16 protein-coding genes are annotated in these 26520 nt (G+C 42.9%); 5 read left to right on the top strand and 11 right to left on the bottom strand.

The window, feature by feature from the left end; translation table 11 throughout:
* Positions 1-204: 204 nt before the first annotated feature.
* The 11 genes from AB4Z29_RS15660 to nagE form a co-directional block, all read right to left on the bottom strand.
* On the bottom strand, positions 205-7926 hold the full coding sequence (locus AB4Z29_RS15660; protein ID WP_441943970.1) for an S-layer homology domain-containing protein: 7722 nt from the start codon (positions 7924-7926) through the stop codon (positions 205-207).
* A 162-nt stretch (positions 7927-8088) separates the two neighbouring features.
* Complete coding sequence (locus AB4Z29_RS15655; protein ID WP_441943969.1) at positions 8089-10047, bottom strand: methyl-accepting chemotaxis protein; 1959 nt, start codon at positions 10045-10047, stop codon at positions 8089-8091.
* 789 nt (positions 10048-10836) lie between these two features.
* Positions 10837-12309, bottom strand: a complete 1473-nt coding sequence (locus tag AB4Z29_RS15650; protein WP_441943968.1) for a methyl-accepting chemotaxis protein — start codon at positions 12307-12309, stop codon at positions 10837-10839.
* Between the two features lie 91 nt (positions 12310-12400).
* On the bottom strand, positions 12401-13087 hold the full coding sequence (locus AB4Z29_RS15645; RefSeq protein WP_441943967.1) for a helix-turn-helix domain-containing protein: 687 nt from the start codon (positions 13085-13087) through the stop codon (positions 12401-12403).
* Between the two features lie 205 nt (positions 13088-13292).
* Positions 13293-13550, bottom strand: a complete 258-nt coding sequence (locus tag AB4Z29_RS15640; protein WP_441943966.1) for a hypothetical protein — start codon at positions 13548-13550, stop codon at positions 13293-13295.
* The gene (ptsP, locus tag AB4Z29_RS15635) at positions 13551-15281 is read right to left on the bottom strand and encodes a phosphoenolpyruvate--protein phosphotransferase (protein WP_441943965.1); all 1731 of its coding nucleotides are present in this window, start codon (positions 15279-15281) and stop codon (positions 13551-13553) included.
* Between the two features lie 3 nt (positions 15282-15284).
* On the bottom strand, positions 15285-15566 hold the full coding sequence (locus AB4Z29_RS15630) for an HPr family phosphocarrier protein (RefSeq protein ID WP_441943964.1): 282 nt from the start codon (positions 15564-15566) through the stop codon (positions 15285-15287).
* 39 nt (positions 15567-15605) lie between these two features.
* The gene (locus tag AB4Z29_RS15625; RefSeq protein ID WP_441943963.1) at positions 15606-16106 is read right to left on the bottom strand and encodes a PTS sugar transporter subunit IIA; all 501 of its coding nucleotides are present in this window, start codon (positions 16104-16106) and stop codon (positions 15606-15608) included.
* 17 nt (positions 16107-16123) lie between these two features.
* Positions 16124-16990 carry a PRD domain-containing protein gene (locus AB4Z29_RS15620; protein WP_441943962.1) on the bottom strand — a complete coding sequence of 289 codons (867 nt, stop codon included), beginning with the start codon at positions 16988-16990 and terminating at the stop codon, positions 16124-16126.
* A gap of 22 nt (positions 16991-17012) precedes the next feature.
* Positions 17013-18170 carry an N-acetylglucosamine-6-phosphate deacetylase gene (gene nagA, locus AB4Z29_RS15615; RefSeq protein ID WP_441943961.1) on the bottom strand — a complete coding sequence of 386 codons (1158 nt, stop codon included), beginning with the start codon at positions 18168-18170 and terminating at the stop codon, positions 17013-17015.
* 19 nt (positions 18171-18189) lie between these two features.
* Positions 18190-19635, bottom strand: a complete 1446-nt coding sequence (nagE, locus tag AB4Z29_RS15610; RefSeq protein WP_441943960.1) for an N-acetylglucosamine-specific PTS transporter subunit IIBC — start codon at positions 19633-19635, stop codon at positions 18190-18192.
* 697 nt (positions 19636-20332) lie between these two features.
* On the opposite strand from nagE, the gene AB4Z29_RS15605 reads away from it, so the two are divergent.
* From AB4Z29_RS15605 to AB4Z29_RS15585, 5 genes are all read left to right on the top strand, one after another.
* Entirely contained in the window at positions 20333-21865 is a 1533-nt protein-coding gene (locus AB4Z29_RS15605) for a spore germination protein (RefSeq protein ID WP_441943959.1), read from the top strand.
* Positions 21862-22974, top strand: a complete 1113-nt coding sequence (locus tag AB4Z29_RS15600) for a Ger(x)C family spore germination protein (RefSeq protein ID WP_441943958.1) — start codon at positions 21862-21864, stop codon at positions 22972-22974. The genes AB4Z29_RS15605 and AB4Z29_RS15600 overlap by 4 nt, the downstream gene beginning before the upstream one ends.
* Positions 22975-23010: 36 nt before the next feature.
* A complete protein-coding gene (locus tag AB4Z29_RS15595; protein WP_441943957.1) occupies positions 23011-24105 on the top strand; it encodes a GerAB/ArcD/ProY family transporter in 1095 nt (364 codons plus the stop codon).
* An 819-nt stretch (positions 24106-24924) separates the two neighbouring features.
* Positions 24925-25602 (top strand): transposase, encoded by a 678-nt coding sequence (locus AB4Z29_RS15590; protein ID WP_441943956.1) that lies wholly within the window; start codon positions 24925-24927, stop codon positions 25600-25602.
* 50 nt (positions 25603-25652) lie between these two features.
* Complete coding sequence (locus tag AB4Z29_RS15585; RefSeq protein ID WP_441943955.1) at positions 25653-26474, top strand: IS3 family transposase; 822 nt, start codon at positions 25653-25655, stop codon at positions 26472-26474.
* The last annotated feature ends 46 nt before the right edge of the window (positions 26475-26520 follow it).

Genomic DNA, 26520 nt, shown 5'->3' with positions numbered 1-26520 from the left:
CGTCCATCCGCTTGTTTGCTGTACGCTTTCTTGCATACACCAAAAAACAAACGGCACGGGACTTTTTCCCTTGCCGTTTCAGATTCCATTCTTATTCCGGATCATGTCTCTAAGTCTAACTTAATGACATTGTCCTCCAGGGGGAACATTTGCTGAATCCTAACTTGTTCAGGGTCGAGAGTAATAAATCGGCTAGTGTAACAGTTACCATCGGAGTGGCTTGCAAAGTTTCGCCTTTATGGCAGCTTCTGCTTTAACTGCGATAGGCCCACCAGGAGTGTAGTCCTTATTTTTCATTAAATCTCGGACATCGTCATACATTTGGCTATCCTTCCCTTTTACCCCGGACTTCGATAGATCTAATAGATCAATTCTTGCAGGACCAAAGTCGGCTTTGGCGACACCACCCAACGAGGGGCATCCTCCGTCCCAGCTATCTTCAACCTTCATTCCTAAAGTTAACGATGCAGGTCCATATGAAAGCTTGCCTGTCACTTCAACCCCAATAGCATCCTTGGACAAGTCCTCGAAAGGATTCACATCCAAACCGCCACCGACCCCAAATCCGAACTCTACACAGGCTGAGAATCCCTCATCGGTTGCGCAAACTTTTCCACCTCCGCCAATTCCTTCGTATAAAGAACCTCCGATGCAGAACATACCGCAGGGATCACGCAATAGTACAGGGTTATTATTCACGTAAGCATACAAATTAGCCTGCCCGCTATCATGCAGTATCGGATCACGAGCCGTCCAACGTCCACTGAAAGCGTCATAATCGCGTGCTCCGAACCGAGTCAATCCTGTAGCACCATCCCCAATACCTCCGGCAAAGCCAATCACGAGTTCAAATGCTGGATTCGAATCATCCAGCAACAAGCCGTAGCTGTCGTACCTAAGCTTTTTGACGGCCTTCCCGTCGGTATCAAGCACCAATTGAGGAGTTCCTACACCGTCTGTAATTACGTAATATCGTACACCCGCCCGTTCCAGTCCTAGCAACAGCCCATTCTCATCATAATCATACTGAGTCATAACACCGTTCGGATCGATGGATGTAGTCAGCATCTGCAAGGAGTGAGGGTGACCGTACAGGTACTGAAACTTTCCACCTGACTCATCCTGCCGAGCAGTCCTTCTCCCAATTGCGTCATAGGTGTACTTATAAGTCGCACCGATAACCGTCGCCTCAAGTAATTCTCCGCGGATTCCGTAACGGAACAAATCGTTACCTCTCTGCTTCAAGAATCCGTCAGCGTCGAATAAATAGGAGGTTTCACCAACTTTCTTAAGCTGATCGAACTTATCATACATACTTATATCCTTTACACCATTGACTTGCCGACTTATCCGGTTCTTATTCACGTCATATTCGTAGGTTTCAATATCCTGCTTTCCGTCCGCACCATATCGTGTGGTGGATATTAATTGGCCATCCCTATCGAATTCATAGTGTTCCTTTACTTGGCCTTCTGTAGAAGTAATGGTTTTATCTGTAACCAATCCTCGCTTGTCATACGTATATTCAATCCGATGCACTTCATCTCCATCTAGTTCTGTGGTTTGGTTTACTCTCCTGCCAATTTCATCATAGCCCAACTTGCTATTTAATTTCCCATCACTAATGGATCCGATGGTTCTTCCAGGTCCACTACGATTGAATTCAAACGCGCCAAATCGAGTCATCCGATTATCACGATCAAAGCTAATTGGTGTATTGACTGTTGTATTCGTTAGAGTACCGTACACTTGTCTTGTCACTGATGTTTGAAACCCTGTCACATTGGACAATGCATCATACGTGTAGTCGAATTGGCCTTCTGCAGCGCCAGACCAGATCATTTGACTTACATCTGCACCATCATAGGTGTAGGCAATATCTTGTTTACTTTCTGCTTGCACACTTTGAATCTTTTGAACGCGTTCCGTTGCATCTGTATAGGTGAATGTGCGAAGAATATCGGGATCATTCATTCCCGTCATTCGCTTACCACCGCTTTGTTCATACAGATAGTTGGTTTCTCTGCCGCTTCGGAGCTGCGATTGTTCTAACTTTCCGCTACTGCTATGCTCCAGTGTGATCCAAGCTTCTACGCCTTCAGGGTTGAATCCCGCAAACTGATTTAATGAGTTAAACTGTTGGTTGTAATCAGTTCCGTCAGGCATTGTAATCTTGTTTGGATTGCCGGATTCATCGTAGTCTTTGCGATATATTTTACCTCCGGGTGTCTCAATACTGGTCACTCGTCCCGTGTCGTCGTAGCCGTAGTTTTTCACGCTTCCAAACGCATCAAAGACAGATTTCAACCGATTATGCTCATCATAGACATAATCCAGTGTTTGATCACTACGTTCAATTCGCTCTATACGACCTCGTTCATCATAATGATAGGAAGTTCCAGATAATGAGGTATCTGCAGTCGCAATTCTGCTTACCCTTCCCTTCCCATCCAAGTACGTATATAGGACGGCTCCTTCTGCACTTGTTTCCGTGTATTTACGTATTGCTGCCTCATACTGCACCTTAGATAATGCCCCATTGATGTTGTACTGCACAGTGTAGGATTCCAAGGTACCATTTGGTACAACGGCCAAACGAGATTCCGAAAATTGCACTTGGCGACCATCTGCATTTGTCGCTGTCATATTTTGCAGCACGGGGACATTCATGCCCCAGCGCGGATCGGGGGAGAACGTTTTGTTGACAGTCGTACCATTCGGCAAATCTAACTGCTGGCTGTCGTCGCCTTGAACGATCAATACCGTTTGTCCCCCAGCCGGGTCAATCGAGGTACGAATCAATTTCCCATTGGATTTTTCTACTTTATAAACAGTAGTACGAGCTTCCGGATCAGTAAAAACAACCGTATATCCGTTCGCAGTATCTGTCCTCTGCAGTGTTTTAACGCCATCCATTGCATTCTCTGAACGAATTAACAGCCCCTTGCTATCATATTCATACTCACTAATAGATTCATTCGGATCAATAAACCGTGTAAGCAGCCCGTGGGCATCGTACACCATCTTGAATGAGCGACCCGCGTTATCGGTAACCGCAACGAGCTCGCCATTGGCGTCGACCTCAAGTTTCGTCCTCACACCACCCGGTTCAACGATCGCTAATGGCACACCGCTGGCATTGCGTTCAATGGATAGCTGATTGCCTTCTCCATCATGAATGGCGATAAGATGCCCCGAGTCATCATAACTGAGCTCATTAATCAGAGCACCTGTGAGTGCATGGACAGTTTTAATAAGTCTTCCATTACCACCGTCAAATTGGTTGATTTTCATTCCAGTCTCATTCGGCACATCCATTGTCTCACCAGGTGAAATTCGGTAATGTTTTTTCAAATACCAATTATTCCCATCGGCAACAATCAGACTGCCATTTGATTCTACGGCTTGCAGAAATAAACGCGTTCCGTTTAGTTCCTCCTTCATTTTCTTCAACAATGCCGATTGAACCAGCTCAAGATCACCATTCTCATTGACGCGGTATATCTCATTTCGGGACTTATCCTGAAAATAAAGACGCCCTTGTGCATCCATCATATCTTGATCGTTCGCATTGAAGCGTGTGCCAATGGCTGCTGCACCATTCTCTAGGCTCGTGCCATATTTGTGAAAACCATACTCGCCTGCATATCGAGAAAGCGTTCCGTCTGGACTAATCTTTCGGTAACGAGTTTTCATCCCTCCATAATAATCGGTATTGGTATCCTTCAAGTACAAGCTGCCATCAGGCCCTATCATGATACCGTGTACAAGTCCTACAGCCTCCTTGGTTGCAGGCCCGTCTTCTAGGCTTTCAACTGCGTCAGGATCATTCATTTGCGCTATGCGCCCATCTGTACCAATTCGGTATAATCTTACTTTATTATTTTCCTCAACTTGAAGAAAATAAAGACTTCCGTCCGGGCTTATTTCCAAATCAATCACTTCAACCAACTCTGCCTGATTGGCCTTTGAACCTTCCGCAATAGGCGTGCTGCCGCTGCCTCTCGTTCCCGTACCAGCTACAGTTACCCATTGTGATTCTATCCTTTTTTTCCGGATTATTGAGGATGCCTCATACGAGTACACATATATGGTACCGGACGCATCAACTCTAACTGATGATGGTTTAAAATTCGGCCCAAATTCACCAGCTCGATGAAATGTTCCATTGTAATCTTTGCGAATTAACAGATAGTTATCTTCCTCTTTCGCGTAAGCGGTTGTGTAATATTCTCGTTCCGTACCCGCGACCAAAATAGATCTGTCAAAGTCAAAGTCCTGTTCTAGCATCGTCTTATTAACCGAATTATCGGGATCACCGGTAATCTTGAACTCTTCATGTAACGAAGCGCTTCTCTCTAATTGTTGATGATCACCGGTATGCAGCATTTTCTGCGTTTGGTCATAGATATGGTGCACATCCAGACTCCAACCAGCAATGCCTGATTCCTCGTAACGGTTAACGGGACTCTCCAACTGTCCGTTCCATGTCCGTGATGTTGTTACCTCACGCTGCGTATCCGCTCTTCCTATAACTACGCCTGTAGCCGTAACTCGTCCAAAGCTTTGGTTGAACTCTTCTGCGGAACGGTAGTATCGGGCCGCATAATGATAAGTGACAGTTACCGTATATGGATGAACGCTCGTCAACAATCTCTGGTAAGCATCCTTTCCATTCCAATCAAACGTCCATTGTTGATTGGATAAAGCGGCGAATTTTTTGGAATAAGTAGTACCACCAATATCAATCTGTACGGTCATGTACTTGAGCGATGCAGGCATCTGATTCGCACCGCTGACCGGTATCTCAAGTCTGGATTTAGGTAAATAGCCCTCTGTCCTTTCACTGTTATAAGTGAGTGCCATACCAGTTCCCGGAATGGGGATGCTCTCCCCTAAAGTTTGGTTTTGACAGCCAATGATAGAACCACTCTGTTTACAAGGGTCTTTAATATCAATCTGATTGAAATTAGGGCTCTTATCCGGTGGACTGATTGCATCTGGCGGCGGTCCGTATGGCCAATTGGTGTCCCAAGGGGTAAAATGCTCAATAGGCGTTCGCCACAGGCTTTGACCCGGCAAGTAAAGCTCTGCCAGTTTCATTCTCTCTTCCTCTGTAAGACCAAATTTGAGCATTTCCTCCTCAGTCTCTTCATTTCCGTCCCCGTCCGTATCGATAGCAGCTACGCCATTATCGATTGACACAATACGAATCACTTTCCCATTGTTAGAGGCGACCCAGTTTCCTAATAGCCGATCGAAATAACCTGTTGGTACGATTTCACCTACTGGAAATTCAAGATAGTTTTCCACATAATAATACAAAGGCTGGTTAAACAGAACTTTAGAGGCTCGGGCCGCGATTGCCTCATCTGCCGATAATTCTACAGCATGTGTATAGCCAACATAGGAAGGTAAATCCCCTGGCATAGCCTTCATTCCCTGCTCACCAACCGTATATTCAGTTGCCCGCAAATGAATTTCGTTTAATTGCTGCATCGTGCCGTCAGGCAGGCGCATGGAACCTGTTACGCCTATCGGAAATATAACCGTTGGGGTACGTTGTCCTGCTGAGTCACTTACCGTACTTCCTCGTGCACTCTGAACCTGCTCAGCATCCATCAGATCAACTACTGTAACTTGCGTATCATAAGCCGTCATCACGACATCTGAAAGGGCAGCGTAATCACCGGAAATGACATTCCACTTCCGCTGCACCGTCATATAACCGCTCTTTTCGTATTGAACCGTGACGTTACCACCGCCGTTCACAGCCATATCGAACATACCGTCGGCCCGGCTTAATGTCTGTCCCCACTCACTGTGATCCAATAGTGTAATCTTTACCCCCGAGAGCAGGCCCCCTGATTTATCCAGCACTTTGCCTCTCAGCACGGCTGAAAGTTGTTCGTCAATCGCTCCCGGTGCAACACCAGTTTGTATCGGCTGATTCCCAGTATATAAGAATTCTGTCATCGACGTGAAGCTTGGAATGCTAGTTGTCGATAACGGGTTGGCTGCCCCGATAGGGTCAGGAGGCAAGTTGTTACCGTCATTTCTGGATTCTGGAGTTGTAGTAAACATTAGTGATTTATCCGATTCGTTACCGCTTTGATCATAAGCGGTAACTGCAAAACGATAAAGAACACCGTTGGTTAGATTGAGAGCCGTATGATTCACAGCCAAGCCCACATCAACAGCTGTGTTCCATGTTGCAGCGTCGGCTGATACATAAACATTGTATCCTGCCAAATCTGCTTCGCTGTTTGCCTCCCAACTAAGCGTCACCTTGCTGTCACCGGCATTACCGGTCAGCCCGGCAGGAATGCTTGGTGGCTCATGGTCTCCAGGTTGCGGCTCAATGGTTCCAGAAGGAATAACATCAACGGTTATTGAGCGTAGGGATTCATTACCCAATTTATCGTAGGCTGTAGCTGCGAATTGATAGGAATTCCCATTTGTAAGATTTTTGGCTTTGTATAAGGTCTTTAGACCATTGTCTGTACTTAACGTCCAAGTAACACCTCCGTCAATAGACATATATACCTTATATCCTGCCAAGTCATCGTCATTATTGGCTTTCCAGCTCAAATCCGCTTCCTTATCGCCAGCGATAGCAATCAGTCTCGTCGGAATTTCTGGTGGTGTTCGGTCTGTGTCACTACCTCCTCCAGTCGGGTTACCAGACGAACCGCCTGATGGTGCCTCTTGGGAAGAAGAAAAAACCAATTGGCCGAGTTCCATGTGTTCACCTGCTTTAGGTGCGTGATAGGTCCCTGTCAAAGCTACTTTGCTGCACGCGCAGTCAGGCATAGAGTCTTGATCCGAATCTAACCAGTTAAGTCCTTGCAGAATAACCGTCCCTGCTCCGAATACACCCTCGGGTCTGTCCGTCTGAGCCGCATAGCTTTGGATTCGAGAATCTTCCAATAAGTTAACAGTATAGTCCCTGTCAGGAAGAACAGCCGCATTGAATGTTCCGTCTGACTTCGTTACAGCAAAGAATGTAGGATTTGTCGTTAGCGCGACAACAATTCCAGCCGCTGGGCTCCCATTCTTCGCGACTACCCTGCCAGTGAAAGAAGCTGCTGGTTCAGTCTTTAACTGGAACGCCGCATGTTCACTGTCAACTTCAACTTTCTTATAAGCAACAGATCCTTGACCAACTGAATATAGTTCATAAGAACCGGATGGAAGAGAGAACGCAACTTTGCCCTTTGCATCGGTCTTCCCCTCTGCCAAGAACATCTTTTTTCCCTGTGCATGTACAAATACTTGTGCACCAACCATTAAGTTATTATCAGGTGTTTGAACGGTAACAGACAGCGGTATGTCATGTGTTGGCGCCTGACTATTTATCAGCTTCCATAAACGATCAAGTGCAACAGCTAGTTCAGCACGTGTCAAATTCCTTTTTCCATGAAAAGCGCCATCCTCATAGCCCTGCAGAACTTTCACGTCAGACAATGCAGCAATGGCTTCAATCGCCCATGGCGCCATGGCGCCACTATCTGTAAACCTTGAAATAGACAATGTTTTACTTGGATAAAAGCGATGCAGCAAAACTGCTGTTTCCTCACGTGTAACATGCTCGTTTGGGCGGAAGGTACCGTCTTCATAACCTTGGATAAAACCAAGTTTCGATGCGGCAAGCACATCCTCTGCGAACCATTCCTTTTTCACATCTGAGAAACCCGAAATATTTCGTTCTGAATGCTTTAATCCGGTCAAACTTGCCATACGGTACACAAATACAGCTAATTCAGCACGTGTTACAAGTTTATCCGGTTTAAACGAACCATTTTCATATCCCTGAATGACCTTTTGGCGAGTTAAGTTCGTAAATGCCTCCTGTGCCCATGGCGGAATTTTCTCTTGTTGTTCAATTGGAGGATTCTCGCCGCCCCCTGTCGCCGTAGCTTCCATACTTCCTGTTGGCTGTAAAGTTTGAACTAGCAATAAAAGCGTTAAAATGAAGGCGCATTTGCTTTTCATCATATAGTGACTCATTAAAAACATCTTCTTTCAATTTGAATTTTTCGATTTTCCCTATTTTACAAAGACATATTTTCATCCAGTTTCAAGACGTCACATTTTAAATTTCTCATTCATTTCTTGAAGCTCAATTGCCATCTTCGATAGTGCCTCAGAAGAAGCCGCAATCTCTTCCATAGATGCGAGCTGCTCCTCCACTGCTGAGGATACATTATGGGTAGCCAATGCACTTTCTTCCACAATATCCGATATAGTCCCCATCGCTTGGGCAGCTTGATCAACACCGTTCAAAACTTGCTTCGAAGCGATTGATACTTCCTGAATTTGCTTCTCTACATCCTCGATCGAAAGCTGGATTTGACTGAACAACTCACCGGCTTTATTCATAATTTGAATACCCCCAGTTACTTCTGAGAATGTTTCGTCCATCGAGACAACCGCTTGCTGCGTCTCGGTCTGTATCGTCTTGATCATGCTGGTGATTTGTTTGGAGGAATCCGCCGTTTGTTCGGATAGCTTCTTAACTTCCTGAGCAACAACTGAAAACCCGCGTCCATGCTCCCCTGCTCGCGCTGCTTCAATGGAAGCGTTCAACGACAACAAGTTAGTTTGTGCTGAAATTTTACTAATGAGGGAAACAATATTGCCAATTTCATTCGATTGACTAGTTAAATTTTTAATAACAAGCGAAAGATTTTCAACAGTACCTTGGATCGAGTTCATTTGCGAGACCGCGGTCTGAATGGTCCGATTGCCTTCCTTCGAAATTCGGGTAGCCTGCACTGCTTTCTCAGAAACTGCTTGCGAGCGGGCTGCAATTCCCCTTACATCCTTCGACATCTCTATAACAATTCGCGAACCCATCTTAACGCTGCCCACCTGCACCTCAGCACCTTCTGCCATCTGTTCGATATTCTCAGCAATGAACTGCGTAGCATTCGAAGTCTGCTCCGAGCTTGCCGTTAGCTCCTCCGAGGATGCTGCCAGTAGACTGGAGGTTTCACTCACTTCCATCAGAATCGTTCTTAAAGAATGGATCATCTTGTTAAAGCTTCGGCCAAGCTGTGCAATTTCATCTGTAGCCAGTGTTTCTACCACTTGAACAGTCAAATCACCTTCGCTGATTTGCTGAGACACTTGAATTAATTTTCTGACAGGAACTATGATAGAACGGATGATAAAATATATAATTGCCACACCTATGATCATAGCAACTAGAATGACATACAAGGTTGTTCTCAATACTACCGCTGCTTCGTCATTAATCTCCTGGAGTGAGAGTGTTCCCATTACCCTCCATCCGGTTAAATCATTCTTTTCAACAACTGACCTCATGGCTTGATCCTCTTGTTTAGAAGAAAAGGTGACACGTTGATCCTCTCCTATGAAGGATACAAGTTCAACTGGAACCGGAGTACCCGGCTTCAAAGAAGGATGAACTAGATAAGCATTTGACTTATCAATAATAGACAAATAACCATGCTTCCCAATCTTCACCTTCATGACTTCTGCAGCAAATTTTGTCATATTTAAATCTACAGCAATAACTTTGGAACCATCCTCATTCGCTCTGGCAAATGTAACGACAATCTCTCCATTCGTCGCATTAACGTACGGATCTGTCATGATGGTTAACCCCTTGGCCTTTATGGCATTTTCATACCAAGGTCTTTTGCGCGGGTCATAACCATCAGGCATAGCCACCTCTGGATTAAGAACCATTTTACCGTCTGAGGTACCTACATAGGTCGCATCCAACTCGGAGTGAAGGGATTGGAACTTGGCAATCAAGCTTTTTACTGTAGTCTCTGTATGGTTTGAACTTTCAAGCTTGTTGGGCAAGCTTTGCGCCAAATAATCGACATCTCTGCGGATAGGTTCCATATAGTCATTAATCAGTCTATTAAAATAATTCACATTTTCCTGAGCAGCCACCATAATATGCTGATCTACTTTTTCTTTGGAATTCTGATAGGAAAACCAACCTATGGTCAAACATGGAAATAATAATATTGCAGTAAAAGATAAGATCAGTTTTCTTTTTAGCGACATTCGAAATGCACTTCCCTTGTTAGTCATCATCATTTCCCTCCGAATGTGCTCGTTTGTAATAAGTTACTTATTCTTAAAAGCTTTAAACTTTTAAGCATATAGAAAATCGTTCATTCACAAATAAACTCAGATCTACGCTAAGTGTGTGCACTTAATCTCAATTTTTCTTAACGATATTTTGCGCTCACCACGTTCCACACCTCCAATATATGCACTATTCAGCTTAGAGAGGCAAGCGTATCCTGAGATATACATGATCACAGCCATAATGCTTAAAGACATAATCCGAAATCCAGCAAAATATTCATAAGTAAGCAACCTTCTGATCTATGGGGTATAAAGTCATGTTAAGTTAAATGTTCAAGTAAAGTCGACGGACTATAAGTATCGTTACTAAAGTTACAATTGCCCTTTACGATAGCTTTTAGCATTCTTGTAAAATAGGAGTTCAGTATGTCCAAAATTAAACATTAAGTACCTACATGTGGATCCAGCATGCGAATCTTAAACGAACCATCCAATACAGTGTGATTTATGAAAAACGAAAGTCAATAACTTACAGTTAGTTAGCATCGTTCAAATCTAGCTCAAGTTACTAGTAAGAGATAACTAACCATGCATTACCAAGCCAAACAGTTTTATCCGTTAGTTAATATTGGATCCTTTTAATCGGGTTGAAAATACTACCCCAACTACAAACATTTTTCCTCATTTTTTTATCTCTCCTAAAATCAAATAGCTCCCATACTATAGAGGATGGGAGCTGATGATTCAGCAAAGTATAATGATCTATTTCTCTTTTGTTGGACGCTGTAACTCCAATATAAGCTCCTCAAGCTGCTTAAAGCTGCTTACCATTGTCTGAACTGTACTGTTTTGCTGATCAATACTCGCAGAAATCTCCTCGACGGAAGCACTTGATTGCTCGGTAACACTAGATACATTTGCAAGTTCAGAAGCGATTATTTGAGAAGAATTTTTTAATTCAGTTACCATATCTTGAGATTCAGCAACTTGTTCCACTACATTTTGCATAGTTGTGCTAATGTCTCGAAACGTTCGCTCCGCATCGATAGCAACCTCTTTACCAGCTAAAACAGCTTGCTGGCCCATGGTTACCTGGTTGGTTATCGTTTGAGTCTTTTTCTTTATTTCACTTAGAATATCCACAATTTGCTTTGTAGAATTCTGAGAATTTTTCGCTAATTTACGCACTTCCGAAGAAACCACAGCAAAGCCTCTTCCATGCTCGCCTGCACGTGCTGCTTCGATTGCCGCATTAAGTGCGAGCAAATTTGTTTGACTTGAAATATCGCTAATCGCTGTAACAATATCCCCGATATTTTCACTTTGCAAATTCAATTCATTCATTGAAGTTACGATCATCGTTATAATATTTGCCAATATTTGAATTTCCTCAGTTAGATTCTCGATTTTCTTGCTACCCTCCTGAGTCTTTAATGCTGTGGATTGAATTAATCTATCAATTTGCGAAGAATTACTGAATGTCCTCATGATGGACATATCAACGGTTTTGATGGATTCATTAATATCCGCAACACTGCTTGCCTGCATTTCCACACCTTTGGCGACTTCTGAAAAAGCAGTGGAAAGTTCGCGAAAAACGATTCCTGTAGAGCCCACATTAGTGCTCAAGCTTTGATTGAAAGAAGTAAGAACTTCTATTGATTGACTAATCTTTTCTAGCAGTCGTTCTGATTCATGTTGAGCAGCCACAGATTCTGTAAAGCTTTTTTCAATGTCTCCTCTTAATTTCGTACCAAGATGAGCTTGTAAACAGAGCATGCCAGCTATGAAAAACAAGATAAAAATTAAGGTAATCATCATGGATTGAGAACCATCGGACTTGTACACATCAGGTATTTCGAACATGAATGTCAGTGCCAAAATAATGGTAATGATACTACTTACAAATATGTATCTAAAATTTAAATAAATAGCATTAATAGCCAACGTCATAATCAACATGGCATAAATCAGCAGATCAGCTTTTTGCGCTGCTAAAGAAATCGTCCCTAAAAATATGATAGCGGAATACACATAAGGAATGACTCTAATTCCGATTTTTTTGTAAACAAAATATGTAATGATTCCCCCAGGCAATAGGCTGATTGCCGAGTTTATTCCTAACTCCCAACGACCCATTGCCATATAAAACACTGTACTTAATGCACATGAGATCATAAAAAACCAGGTTAGTATAATATTAACTCGATGTACAAATGCTAGATTCCTGTCCACAGAATAACCTCCTACTTTTAGTAACTTTCATCCTGTCATATCGGTAATCTGATAAAAGTTATTCATATCTTTCAACAAACGCATTCTTAGGTTATCTTGTGGTTAAGTATTCCTTGATTACATGCTGTAAATCATCCTCTCCATCAGCCAACGAATGCCTATTTTCAACAAAGAGACTTTTCTGAACTTTAATAATCCCGCTCCGTTTAGCAAGCCGATTCATCTGACTCTGCATAAATCTCGAATTATAAAGTACAACGACGTGTTCGCAATGAGGCAAAAACCATCGTTGAAGCTCTACCCAAACCTCTCTAACTTCATTTTGAAAGGCATAGGGCTGATCTTTTGTCATCATCTTACTAGTATCAATAAGCAATTTCACTTTACCTGAGGCAAGCTGACGACAAGCGCTCTTTAAATCCAGACAGATCTTCTTTACTTCATTGAGATGTAAAGCCCCTGTCACTTGCCAAGCGATGATATTGTCCTCACTTTGCACAATAAATTTAAAGCGCGTTTCCAGAGGCAGACTCCATTCACTTTTCAAGAAAGCTGTATGTAAAGATAATCGTTCATCAGCAAAAAAATAACTAATATCTACATTTAGTGTATTACATAAAATTCCAATATTTTTCAGTGAAACATTACGCTCACCGCGTTCCACTCCCCCAATATATGTCCTATCGAGACCTGAGAGTGAGGCAAGCGTGTCTTGAGACATACTTGATCGTAGTCGTATTTCTTTAAGACGCAGTCCAAAATCTTGCATAATATTCATAAGTAAGCATCCTTCTGGTAATGGGTTTAAATCAATCCTAAGCTACATGCCGTGCATAGTCGACAGACTATAATGATCATTTCCAAAAAATAATAAATGTTCACAGGTTGGGAAGGACGAATGTCCTTCAATCATGAAAAACGGACCAATAGAAATTGCTCTATAAGTCCGCTTATTAAAAATTTTTTTTACTATGCACAAGTAATCATCTCAACACCACTGCAGCTTGCGCACTCATCGTGATACCTTCGTGCTCGAAGCTTTCAGAAGTTAAACCCATCATGAAATCTTCCTTAATCGCCAGAGCGGCATCGGCATTTCCGTTAGAATTCCTGTAAAACGAATAATTTGGAGTCTGTATAAAAAAGAGCACCTCTGTCCAATCGAAAATACAATAAAATTCACGAGAACAAGATAAGCCGGCTCCATGAGCAGAGCCGACCCTATCCTGTCCTGTGTTCATTCAGTTTCCTTGATCCTTGAGCCAATTATGAACATGCTGCTTAATCGCACTAGTTTCATCCATTTGCATGACAGTTTTGACCAACTCAACGGCTTCCGACCGATCAATTCGGGAGATCAGTTCACGAACCGACAAAATCGATTTGCCATTCATGCTAAATTTCTGCAGTCCCATACCTATCAGTATGGGTACCGCCAAGCGCTCACTCGCCATCTCCCCGCACATCCCGACCGGCTTGTTCTCCTTTATTGCAGCTTGGATGACGTAGTTGATAAGCTTTAGTACGGCAGGCTGCATGTGATCATTCATATGCATGACTGATGGATTCATCCGATCAGCCGCCATCGTATACTGAACTAAATCATTTGTCCCGATGCTGAAGAAATCGACGTGCTTGGCGAAACGGTCTGCCATCACAGCTGCTGACGGCACTTCAATCATCATCCCGACTGCGATCGCAGCTTTGTACGGAATTCCCTCTTCGGACAATTCCTTCTTGACTTGTTCGAGGATTTCGACCGCTCGGTGCCACTCCTGAAGTGTGGAGATCATTGGGAACATGATGCTAATGTTGCCGATCGCACTAGCCCTCAAAATCGCGCGAAGCTGCGTCTTGAACATATCCGTCTTCTCCAGGCTGATCCGAATCGCTCTGAATCCTAAGAACGGGTTCTCTTCTTTCGGCAAATTCAGGACTGGTAGTTCTTTATCGCCGCCGATGTCCATTGTTCGAATAACAACAGGCGTGTTCGGCTCAAGTGCCCTGACGGCGTCGCAATAAGCTTGCACCTGCTCATTTTCATCCGGGAGGTCATTCCTGCCCATAAACATGAATTCGGTTCGGAACAGTCCGATCCCCTCGGCTCCTTCCTCCTTCGCCGAAGATGCCTCCTGCGCTAGACCAATATTTGCCATCAACTCGACTAAATGTCCATCCTTTGTCGAGGTTGGTCGATGGAGGAAGGATTTTAGATTGTTCATCCTCTCGTGATAAGCTTCCGTTAGCACTCTGTAGTGAGACAGTTCATCCTCTTCGGGATCAAGAATAATTTTACCTTCGATACCGTCAAGGATGATCCACTGGCCGTCTTCCACATGCCGCAAGGAGTCTCCTCCTCCAATAATAGCGGGAAGTCCTATAGAACGTGCAAGGATTGCCGTATGCGAAGTTGCACCTCCTAATGACGTGGCGAATCCGCTGACAGTAGTGGTATCAAGTTGGGCAACAAAAGAAGGCAGCAAATCGTCGGCAATCAGAATTTCTGGCTCAGAGACCAAATTTGGTACGACTGACGCGCTGCTCGTTAAAAGATCGTTTATTCGATTTCCGATATCGTAGAAATCCGCTGAACGCATTTGAAGATAGGGGTCATCGATTCGGGACATCGCATCGGCTATTTCTTCTACAGTCCGAATAACAGCGGACTCAGTCTGAAGCCGCTCATGTTGAATCTTGTCCCGAATCGACGTACGGAGCACGTCATCACGAAGCAAAAAGAGATGCCCTTCAAATATTTCAGCTTCTTGTTCGTGATTGCTGTTCAGCCATTTCTCATGAAGTTCAACCAAGTCCTCTTCAGCACGAGATAGAGCTGCATCGAGACGTGCAAGTTCTGACGGTATAGAAGATGGATCAATGGATATAGCGGACTTTTGCGGTATGGCCGTTCGGATTACCCTCACTCTCCCCACCGCATATCCTGGGGATGCAGGGATGCCTTGTAACATCATGGTTTAGTGCCCCTTCTGTGCTGGTTTTGATTCTATGGGAGCGACCAGCAATTCGCCTAAGGCTTGTATTGCTTCTGCCTCACCTTCTCCTTCGGTGATAAGCGTGACGGAATCGCCATACTTGATGCCCGCCGTCAATACGTTTACGAGACTTTTTGCATTAAATTTGGCTCCGTCTTTCTCAATGAAGATCGAGCATGAATATTGCATGGCCTGGGCCACCAATTGTTTGGCTGGTCGTACATGTAGTCCAAGTTGATTCTGAATGACGAACTGCTTCTGCATCGTTGCACATCCTTATTCATTAGTTTTAAGCGGCACAGTTCAACCTAGTAACTTCAAGAACATTGCGCCGGGCTCACCGGCCGATACCTTCCCATACCGACATTCCATCGAAGCAACCACTTCTCCATTTGCGACAACGATTGGCGTAATAGGCGAGTAGCCCTCGTTCTCAATTAATGCGAGATCGAACTCGATTAATGTTTGTCCCGCCTTTACCGCTGCACCGTTTGAAATCAAAGGTTTGAACCCTCTTCCTTGCATGCCAACTGTATTGATTCCGATATGCATCAGGATTTGAACGCCGCTCTTATGTTCCAGAATAATGGCGTGTGCAGTTTGAATGATATGCATTACGGTAGCATCGATCGGAGCGATCAACTTTCCTTCAGTTGGCACTATAGCGAATCCGTTTCCGATTTCACCTTTTCCGAACGCTTCATCAGGCACCTCAGACAATAACACCGCTTCTCCGGTTAGAGGCGCGATCAGCTCGATTGATTGTAACTTCTGTTTGGATTGCTGCAACCACTTTGACAACATGGTTTCTCCCCCTCTCTTTATTCTTGTGAAGTAGAAATCGATTGAAATAAAAGGAACAAATGCATGACCAAATAGCCCACCTCTTCGTCGGGCATATCCGTTTGAAGTTGGTCTTGAATCAAATGCCGGAGTTCCACGGCCAGCGCGTATTCCCTCATAGAGTTATTCTTCATCTCCGGCAAGAATGGATTCGGCGTGACCTTCCGCTGCAGAATCCGTTCAATCATGTAACGGAAATGGGAGATTAAGTGGGAGTAGGCTGCACTCTCCCTCGGAATTCGGATATTCTCCCTTTGTTCAATCTCGATGACGAGTTGGTTAATAAGATTTGAAAACTTAATGATTTGACCTACCGATACATCTGCGATTCCCGAATGGATATGGTAAGACAGAAATCCGATCTCATCTTCGGGGATATCGACATGGAAGGCCTCGCGGATCATCTCCGCGGCCTCGCAGGCAATATCGTATTCCTTGGGGAATACCATTTTGGTCTCATACAAAAAGGGATTGACGATGTCCATGCCATTTCTTAATCGATAAATGGCAAAGTGAATGTGGCTCGGCAGCGCAAAATATATCTTGTATCGAATCGTCTTCTCAAATCGACTCGCTACTAATTCGATTATTTTCTCGGAGATTCTAACCACTTCCGTAGGGATATCATCGAGAAGAAGCCGGTAATCTTTCATTCGATCCTGATCGTCCATGCGAAATCGCTTCTCGATTCTGGGGTCATTGGATTGAAGATACCCGATATCCTTGGAATAAAACCCGATTCCTTTGCCGAACAATACCAGTTCCGTATCCGTGCTCTCTTCTTTCGCCAATATAACGTTGTTTCCGATAATTCGTTCAATCCGCAACCGGCCATCGATATTCACCACTGAACATCCCTCATTTGCATTAGCTTTGATACAACAGTTTACCCTCTACCATCGTCCATAAGACGTTGAACTGTTCGTCAAGCAAGACGAGATCGGCATCGGCGCCTTCCGAGATACGCCCCTTGTTGGAGAGCCCTAGAATATCCGCCGGCGTCTTTGTTGCCATTGCGACCGCCTCCGGTACTGAAATCCCTARCTCAATCGTATTTCGCAAAGCCAGGTTCATTGTTACAGTACTGGAAGCCAGCGTACCGTCTTGCAGTCTGGCTACTCCATCTACAACCTCCGTATGATTGCCCCCGAAGTGGTATTGTCCATCTCCCATTCCCATCGCTTGCAGAGCGTCCGTTATCAATACGACGCCATCAGCTCCTTTCAGGCGATGCATGAGCCTGATAATGGCTGGATGGAGATGTACTCCGTCCACGATCGCTTGCAGGCTGACCTTTTCCTCTTCGAAAGCGGCTACGATCAGGCCCGGGTCGCGGTGATGAATAGGACGCATGCCGTTAAAGCAATGGGTAATATGGCTAGCTCCCGAAGCAAATGCTTGTTTAGCCTCTTCATAAGTCGCATCGGAGTGTGCGACGGCCACGACAATGCCTTTACCGACCAGATAATCGATCATCTCCATCGCTCCAGGAAGTTCCGGAGCTAATGTGACCATTTTCATCTTATCTCCCGCGTACTGAAGAATGGTATCCATTTCTTGCATGTCTGGATGCCTTAAAAATTTCTCGTTCTGCATGCCTTTTCGTTTGGGATGCAGATAAGGTCCTTCCATATGAATCCCTGCTATCTTTGCACCAGGCTCCCGTCCCGATACAGAAGTGACATTCTTGATCATCTCAATCAACTGCTCAATGGTTGAACTGACGGACGTTGCCAGAAAAGTCGTGCATCCGGTCTCCACACACGCGATCGATACTTCTTCGATGCTTCGAGTCGTACCGTCCATCATGTCATATCCGCGAGCGCCATGGATATGGACGTCAATCATGCCTGGAATCAGCAGACGTCCTTTCCCGTCTAAATGACCCTCAGGGACATCGGCTTGAGCGACGTAATTCCCTGGTACGATCGCTTTGATTTTACCGTGTTCAATGCTAACGTAAGAACATTCAATAATCTGATCGCGTAATACAGCTCGAACATTCCATATGTGCAATGCCGACATCACTAATCCTCCATTCAAACTACATTATTTTTTTGATTTCGTCTTTTAACATTTCGGATTTTACGCCAAAAATAACTTGTACGACGCCTTTACCAAGCCTCATGATGCCGCTAGCGCCAAGTTCCTTAAGTTTCTTATCATCAACCGCATGCTCATCCTTTACGACCAGCCGCAATCGGGTAATGCACGCGTCGATATCACTGATGTTCCCGGCACCGCCGATCGAATGAAGCACGTCCACTGCCTGAGATGCCAAACTGGAGGTTCCTGCCGCATCCTTTCCTACCTTTTCTTCACCGGTTTCGCGACCTGGCGTTTTCAGGTTAAAGGTTACGATAGCGAATCGGAACAGTACATAATAGATCAAACCGAAACATAAACCTACGGGAATCATGAGGAGCGGTTTGGTACCAAGCGAGAAATTGATGAGATAATCGATCAAGCCTTGCGAGAAACCTGCGCCTAGTTTAACGCCGAGTGTCGCCATGATAAATCCGCTAACGCCAGCCAAGAGGGCATGCATTACGAACAACAATGGAGCTGCGAACATAAACGCGAACTCGATCGGTTCTGTAATCCCGGTCAAGAAGGATACCGCCGCAGCACCAATAAATATGGAAGCGACCGCTTTTCTCCTCTCCTTCTTGGCTGTATGAATAATCGCAAGCGCTGCTCCGGGCAGTGCAAACATCATAATCGGAAAGAAGCCTGTCATGAACATCCCCGCCGTCTTATCTCCCGCAAAGAAGCGTGTCAAATCTCCGTGAACGACATTGCCAGCAGCATCCGTGAACGATCCGATTTGAAACCAAGCGATTGAGTTAAGAATATGATGCAGTCCAAAAGGAACGAGCAAACGGTTGGCGGTCATAAAGATAAACGCGCCGATTCCGCCCAAATCAACCACCCAACGACCAAAGATATCCAATCCGCTCTGGACCGGAGCCCAAATTAATCCGAATAGGAGTCCCACGGCTACCATCGCGAAAGAGGTGACGATCGGCACAAATCGTTTTCCGCTGAAGAAGCCAAGCCAATCCGGTAGTTTAATATTATGGTAACGCTTGTACAATCCGGAAGATACGAGTCCTGCAACGATGCCGCCGATCACACCCATGTTGATCTTGGTGTCTTGGCCGATAAAATCGAAAGCTAACGGAACGGCATCCAGCACATTGACCAAAACTTTGTAAGCAATTACAGCCGCTAGAGCCGCTACTGCATCTCCGCTCAATCCGATCGCAACTCCGATTGCGAAGATCAACGGAAGATTTCCGAATATCGCGGAACCGCCTGCGTTTAGAAAGGGGGCCAAATATTGATTGAGCCATCCTCCGACATTGGCGCCTAGGCCAAGGTCCTTCACATAATCAATGTTGCCGAATCTAAGCAGCAACGAAGCCGCCGGTAATGATGCGATCGGAAGCATGAGAGCCTTTCCAATTTTCTGTAAGAATGCAAGCATTTCTACGATCTCCCCTTCATCATCTGATCAAATCATTTTCAGTTTATCTTCATGGCAAATAAGGCGGACTATGTTTCTTATCGATTCTCATGCCTCCCTTCCGTATGCCATTAGGAACTAAAAAGAGCCAAAGACCAAAACTTCCAAAAAGGAAATTTTAATCTTTGGCTCATGCCCATAATGGTAACACGCCGAATATTATTTTGTGTAAATTTATAATAACTTAATAAATAAGATAAAGTCAATAACTTTATACGCCTACGCCGAGTCGTCCGCTGGACAACTGCGTTGCTGCACTAGTATCTAATTAGACGGAGACAATTGGATGAAGTTGCCGATAACCTACTGAATCAAAATTTCTAAAAAATGAAACCACATATCGTGTCTGCATGGCCACGTAGAAAATGAAAGAGGCTTGATCGTCCTTTCAGATCGTGGTGTTCAATAGCTAGCAAGAAATAACAACGCCTCCTGTAGGTACACGAGTTTGTCTTAAGCATGAGACGCAATTCAATGCTCAAATCAATAAATAGAATCAAAAATAATGAAATTTCTTACATAATAATATTCATTTTTGTAAAAGATAACTTCAATATTCAAAAGACAACTTGATACTGCCACAAAAATGCTGAGAAATAAAACCAAAAGAAAATTTAGCGTTATAGTCGAAAAAAATGACAATGAGGGAGGGAAGCCAGTGTCAGGGTCAAAATCTCCAATCAAAAATCAAAACAGTTCGAATAACAATTTGTCAGATAAAGATGAATCTTCACCGCTAGTAAATTCGAGCATTGCGAGTAATATATCATATCTGCAAACGTTGTTTCAGGATTGCCCTGATGTTATTTACAAATCATATTTAGTGGAAAGTAAAAGAATTTACCTTATATATCTTAATGGTTTTGTTAATGATGAAAGCATCCCGTTAGAAGTCATTAAAAAATTGCTGTCAAAAGATTTTATAGAACAATGTACCCAAAGTCATATCGAAGAGAGGTTGTACACATCACCTATCAATGAAACTGAAGAAATGAATGAAGTCGTCAGCGAAGTTTTGAATGGTCATTCCGTTGTACTAGTTGACGATATAAATAAGGCATTAATCTTCAAGACGAAGGGCGGCGCTTACAGACAGGTTTCTGAACCAACATCGGAGTCCGTTATTCGAGGATCTAAAGACGGTTTTATTGAGAATATTTCAACTAATATTGTTCTAATAAGACAAAAAATTCGTTCTCCTCAATTAAAGATCATACAAAAAAAGGTAGGAACACAAACACAAACATCCGTAGCGTTAGTATATTTGGATCACTTGGTAAACCAAGATATTTTAAAAGAACTTCAGAAAAGAATAGATCTGATTGACATAGATGGCATTCTTGAAAGTGAATACGTAGAAGAATTTATTGAAGACAATCCTTTCAGTCCATTTCCTCAAATTCAAAATACTGAGCGCCCTGATACAACTGTTGCAAGCTTGTTGGAAGGTAGAATCACTATTTTGTTGGATGGTGCACCATCCGTGTTAATTGTTCCGACAACATTTTGGCAATTGTTACAAAGCAGCGAGGATTACTATCATCGTTTTTATTTTTCTACTTTCATTAGATTAATTCGATATCTATCTGTGTTTATTACTTTACTGCTTCCTGCCTTGTACATCGCGCTTTCAACCTATCAAATTGAATTGATACCTACAGATATGCTTCTCACGCTGATGGCTAGTCACGAAAAAGTGCCGCTACCAGCACTCCTTGAGGCCATCACAATGGAAGTCACTTTTGAAGCTCTCAGAGAAGCTGGTGTTAGGCTGCCAAGATTGATCGGTCAAACCGTAAGTATTTTAGGTGCGATCGTTATCGGTACAGCTGCTGTTCAAGCCGGAATAGTTTCAGCGCCTATGGTTATCGTTACATCAATAACTGGCATAGCAGCATCTATAATACCGAAGGCAAATATTGCGGACACGCTAAGATTACTTCGTTTCCCTTTGATGGTTTTAGCCAGTTTTTTGGGACTGTTCGGTATATCAATAGGTATGGTGCTTATTGGCGCACATTTATGTAGTCTAAAATCCTTCGGAATGCCATTTATGTCTCCCTTCGCTCCTTTTTCCATTCGGGAACAAAAAGATGTTTTGGTAAGAGTTCCTTGGTGGTTAATGCGCCTACGACAAAATAAGGACGCCTTTCATTATCGTTCATTCATTAGAGGGAGAAATAAAAGATGAAGCGGAACTGTTTTTTTCTTTTAAGTATGTTGGTCATTTGTTCGTTTCTTATGGGCTGTACGGATCAGATGGAAATAAACGATGTAGCATTGGTGCTAGCTACAGGTATCGACAAATCGAACGATGAGTTTAAAGTGACTGTTCAAATTCCAATCACTATAGGTCAAGGAGAAGAAGAAGGGAATAAAAAAGCATATTTCTTGGAGAGCAATACAGGTCACAGCATACAAGAAGCACTTCAAAAAATACAGCATCAAACATCCCATATCTTAAGGTATTCTCACCAACAGATTATCATTATTCATGAAGATATTGCCAAAAAAAATATTAGTGAAGTACTCGATTTTGTTAATCGAAATAGAGAAACTAGACTAACGACTTATATTTATATCACAAGAAAAAAAGCATTTGATATTTTAAATACAAATCCCAATTCAGGTGGAGTTTCTGCTGAAGCTATTAAGGGGATAGGAAGATTAATGGGATTGGGCATCACATCGCGTGAATTTCTTAGAGATTTGTATAAAGAAGGATCTGACCCGATTGCTCCCCTAGTCGATATCGAAAAAGGTAAACTTGAAGTCAAGCAGATAGCAATTTTCAAAGAGGAAAAAATGAAGTTTATTTCTAATGACAGCCAAAGTTTAGGAGTCCTATGGATGAAACACAAAGCAATGCTAGGGAAATCAATTACTTTCCCTAGCAATAATAGCAAATTTGTGAGCGTTACAGTCAGCAGTCAAAGCTTCAAGATAAAACCAGTGATTACCAATAAATCCCCTGAATTTCATATCAAAATATCCGGCAAAGGTTATATTAGCGAAAGCGAGGAGATATTCAACCTGGATGACACAACAATCATTAAGCAATTGGAATCAGCTTTGGAATCAACGATCAAACAGCAAGTTGAAGACCTCTTAAAAAAAACATTAGTAAACGGTATTGATACCTTTGGTTTAGGACATTACTTGTATGTGTTCAAAAATACTCAATGGGAAAAAGAATGGAAAGTTCAGTGGGATCAAATGCTTCCCAATATCAAAACTGACATTAACGTCAATTTCGAAATAGACAGTACAGGGTTGAGTATTCAAACTTCGAAGCATTAACAAACTGTAACATTAATCCCGGGGGAGACTAATTGGATGAAGGATAAATTAACACACTCACAAGTAATAATGCTTAGTGCGAATGTTGTATTGACGGTATCACTCATTCATTTTCCTTTGTCGCAAGTAATAATTGCCGGTAGAAACGCTTGGCTCGTTTTTTTCTTTTTGGTTCCATTCATAGTCATCTTAACAATAATTATCTTTATGGGACTTGGAAAAATACCGATTTGGGACGTCTTTACTATAAAAAACGGGAAATATCATAGGTCTGAGAAAATAATTTCCTTTTTGTTCGTTTTATTTGTTACTGTACTTCTTTTACATGATTTACAAGCATTTGTTGATTCAATGCAAATAGCTCTCTTACCGAAGACACCGATTACGGTAACAATTTTGATTACTATATTGGTTTTAGTTTATGTTGCAAGATTAGGATTGGGAAGTATCGCCAGCTTTAACGAGCTGATTTTTCCTGCTCTTTTATTTTCCATGTTATTAGCTCCCATTCTGCTATTCAAAAAGATGGACTTTATTAATGTAGTACCCATTATAAATGGCGGAACTTTTCCATCCTTAATGCAAGCTGTATTAAACGCACTTCCATGGGCCGCTGAAACCATTATTTTGTTAGCGCTTTTAGGACAAATGACGCCTCTTAAAGGCATAAAAATAACCATGATATTTGGAACACTTCTTGGTCTTTTTTTACTATATCTCATCATATTCTCCGAACTTGCGATTTTCGGAGAAGATTTGATGAAAAATCAAACTCACCCGACAATCTCTATGGACAGAGAAATGAAAATTACAGATTCAATTGATCGACTCGGTTTGGTGCTTTTTTTCTTTTGGATTCCGACCGTTATTTCGAAGTTGTCTCTTGAAGTTTATGTTTTATACCGATGTTTCAATGTCATATTCAATATAAAAAAAAGTAAGGTCATGACTTTTCTTGTACCAATCGGAATAGGTTTATTGAAATTATTTATATTTAATAATGGGATTACATATAATTATTTTTATTTAAAGAAAAATAGTTTGGGCGGAAATATCATGCTCGTTTTGGAAATGATTATCGTATTTTCTTTTACATTAACTTTTTGTCTAAAAAAACGTGCAGACAATTAATAAGAAATTCATGAATAGGGTTGTTGAGTCCTATCATGTCCGATTTTTTCATGCCAGCGGAAAGAGCAGCAAAAGATGACAAATACACAATCTAAACAAAAATGGTCAACCGGTAAAGCTGGTTCACCTCATAGTGTGATATGAAAATACAACTTAAACTCGAGGGGTTTGGAGATGAACGTGGGAACCCTTCGAGGATAGAGTCTGATCAGACCCGTAGTTTGGTATGTAGGATTGAGCGAGTTGTAACCAGTCGGTTCTCTTCCCATTTAGGTGTTAATGCCACCGATTCAGTAATGTTTTAGGAGAAATCGTTAACAAACTTCGTTCCTTCATAGTATGGAATTACATGGTTCTATATCTTTTCGCATAGGTTTAATCACTGCATGTTCGTATTGTATAAATTGCAAGTGAACGGCCAAGTTTATCACTCCATCAATTACTTTCAATATCCAGCAATTCGCTTTAATTGATCAGTCGTTAATCGATCGATGAATTTGCTGAATTTCTCTTTTTCTTTTCCTTTTGCATTTTCCTTATTGAAATCAATAAGGGCTGTAATTACCGGAACTTGCCGATCTTCCGTTAACCTCGCTATTAGAAGCTTGGCTATGAAAGTTTTAAACCTTAGGTTATTCTCCTGCATAAATATAAAACATATTCCCCATTTTTATAACACAAATGTCATTTATAAGCGGTTCGCTAGTTCCCAGTGAGTATCATGCATAACCAATTTTAAGCGGATTATGCGTTTGATATGCTCCCCTTACGGTAGACAGGTGAAATAATAAAACCTACTACTGGAAGGGGAGCTTTTTCATGCTTAGACGACAATATTCTGCTTCAGAGAAACTCGCTATCCTTGAAGAAATTGAGAATGGTGAGATAGGTGTTAATGCTGTAGGCAATAAACACGGCATTAACACAGGGACCTTATGGAAATGGCAACGTCGTTATAAGGTCTACGGATATGAAGGTTTAGAGAGTCGTACTCATAATCGAAGTTACAGCGCTGAGCTTAAGATCCGAGCAGTGCAGGAGCACCTTGAGGGGAGATTGACTCCGTACCAGATCATCGATAAATACAAGATTGCTAGTAGAACGCAACTTTCGAATTGGATAAAGAAGTATAATAGTCATAGCAGCTTAAAAGCCTATAAAGGGGAAGCAAAAGCTATGACAAAGGGTCGCTCTACGACGTGGCAGGAACGGATCGATATCGTCCAACATTGCCTGGCAAATCAGCAGGACTACCATAAGACAGCGGGACAGTTTCAGGTCTCCTACCAGCAAGTGTACCAGTGGGTAAAAAAATTTGAAGATGGCGGTCAGGATGCGTTAAAGGATGGCCGAGGGAGAAAGAAAGCCCCTGAAGAGTTAACGGAGSCCGAGCAACAGAAACTCAATATGAAGAAGATGGAGCACGAAATTGAGCGGCTTCGGGCGGAGAATGCCTTTCTAAAAAAGTTACGGGAATTCCAAAGGAGGCGAAACTAAGCCAACAAGAGAACGTCTATCTTGCCATTCAAGGGCTTCGGGAAGAAGCGTTGTTCAGCGTTCAACTTCTGTGTGAAATAGCAGGTATTGCACGCTCAAGCTATTACAAGTGGCTAAATCACAAACCCAGTTCCCGTGAACAGGAGAACGCAGAGCTGACACAAGTCATGTTGTCCATTTACGAGAATGTTGAGCGCATCTTTGGCTATCGCCAATTAACGTTACATATGCGCARTCAGACGAATAAAACGATTAACCATAAGCGCGTCTACCGCCTGATGAGGGTACAGGGAATCCAGTCTGTTATCCGGAGGAAGAAAAAGAGATACCCGAACGCCACTCCACACCAGGTGGCGGAGAACTTGCTAAACCGAAAATTCCATGCCGATGCACCGAATGAAAAGTGGCTCACCGATGTTACGGAATTCAAGTGCGGCAATGGCCAGAAAGCGTACTTAAGCGCTATTCTTGACCTTCATGACAAATCCATCGTCTCCTATGTACTAGGGCGTTCTAATAATAATCCACTTGTATTTCAGACGTTGAAACTGGCCTTGAAAGCAGCTCCAGGAAGCAGACCCATGCTTCATAGCGACCGAGGCTTCCAATACACCTCCCTAGGCTTTAAGAAGCTCTTGGATGACAACAAAATGATCCAGAGTATGTCCCGTGTTGGGCGGTGCATCGATAACGGTCCAATGGAGTCTTTCTGGGGGACCCTCAAATGCGAGAAGTATTATTTACACACGTACGATACCTATGAGGACCTCAAGAGGGACATTGAGGCCTATATCCGTTTTTACAACCACGAACGATTACAAGCAAAATTAAACGGCCTCAGTCCAATGGATTACAGGACCAAGACCGCCTAACTATTTTTATTATTTGTACTGTCTACTTGACGGGGTGCAGTTCACC

Source organism: Paenibacillus sp. 2TAB23 (assembly GCF_052115165.1).
GTDB lineage: Bacteria > Bacillota > Bacilli > Paenibacillales > Paenibacillaceae > Pristimantibacillus.
This window is presented reverse-complemented; position numbering and strand designations above follow the sequence as displayed.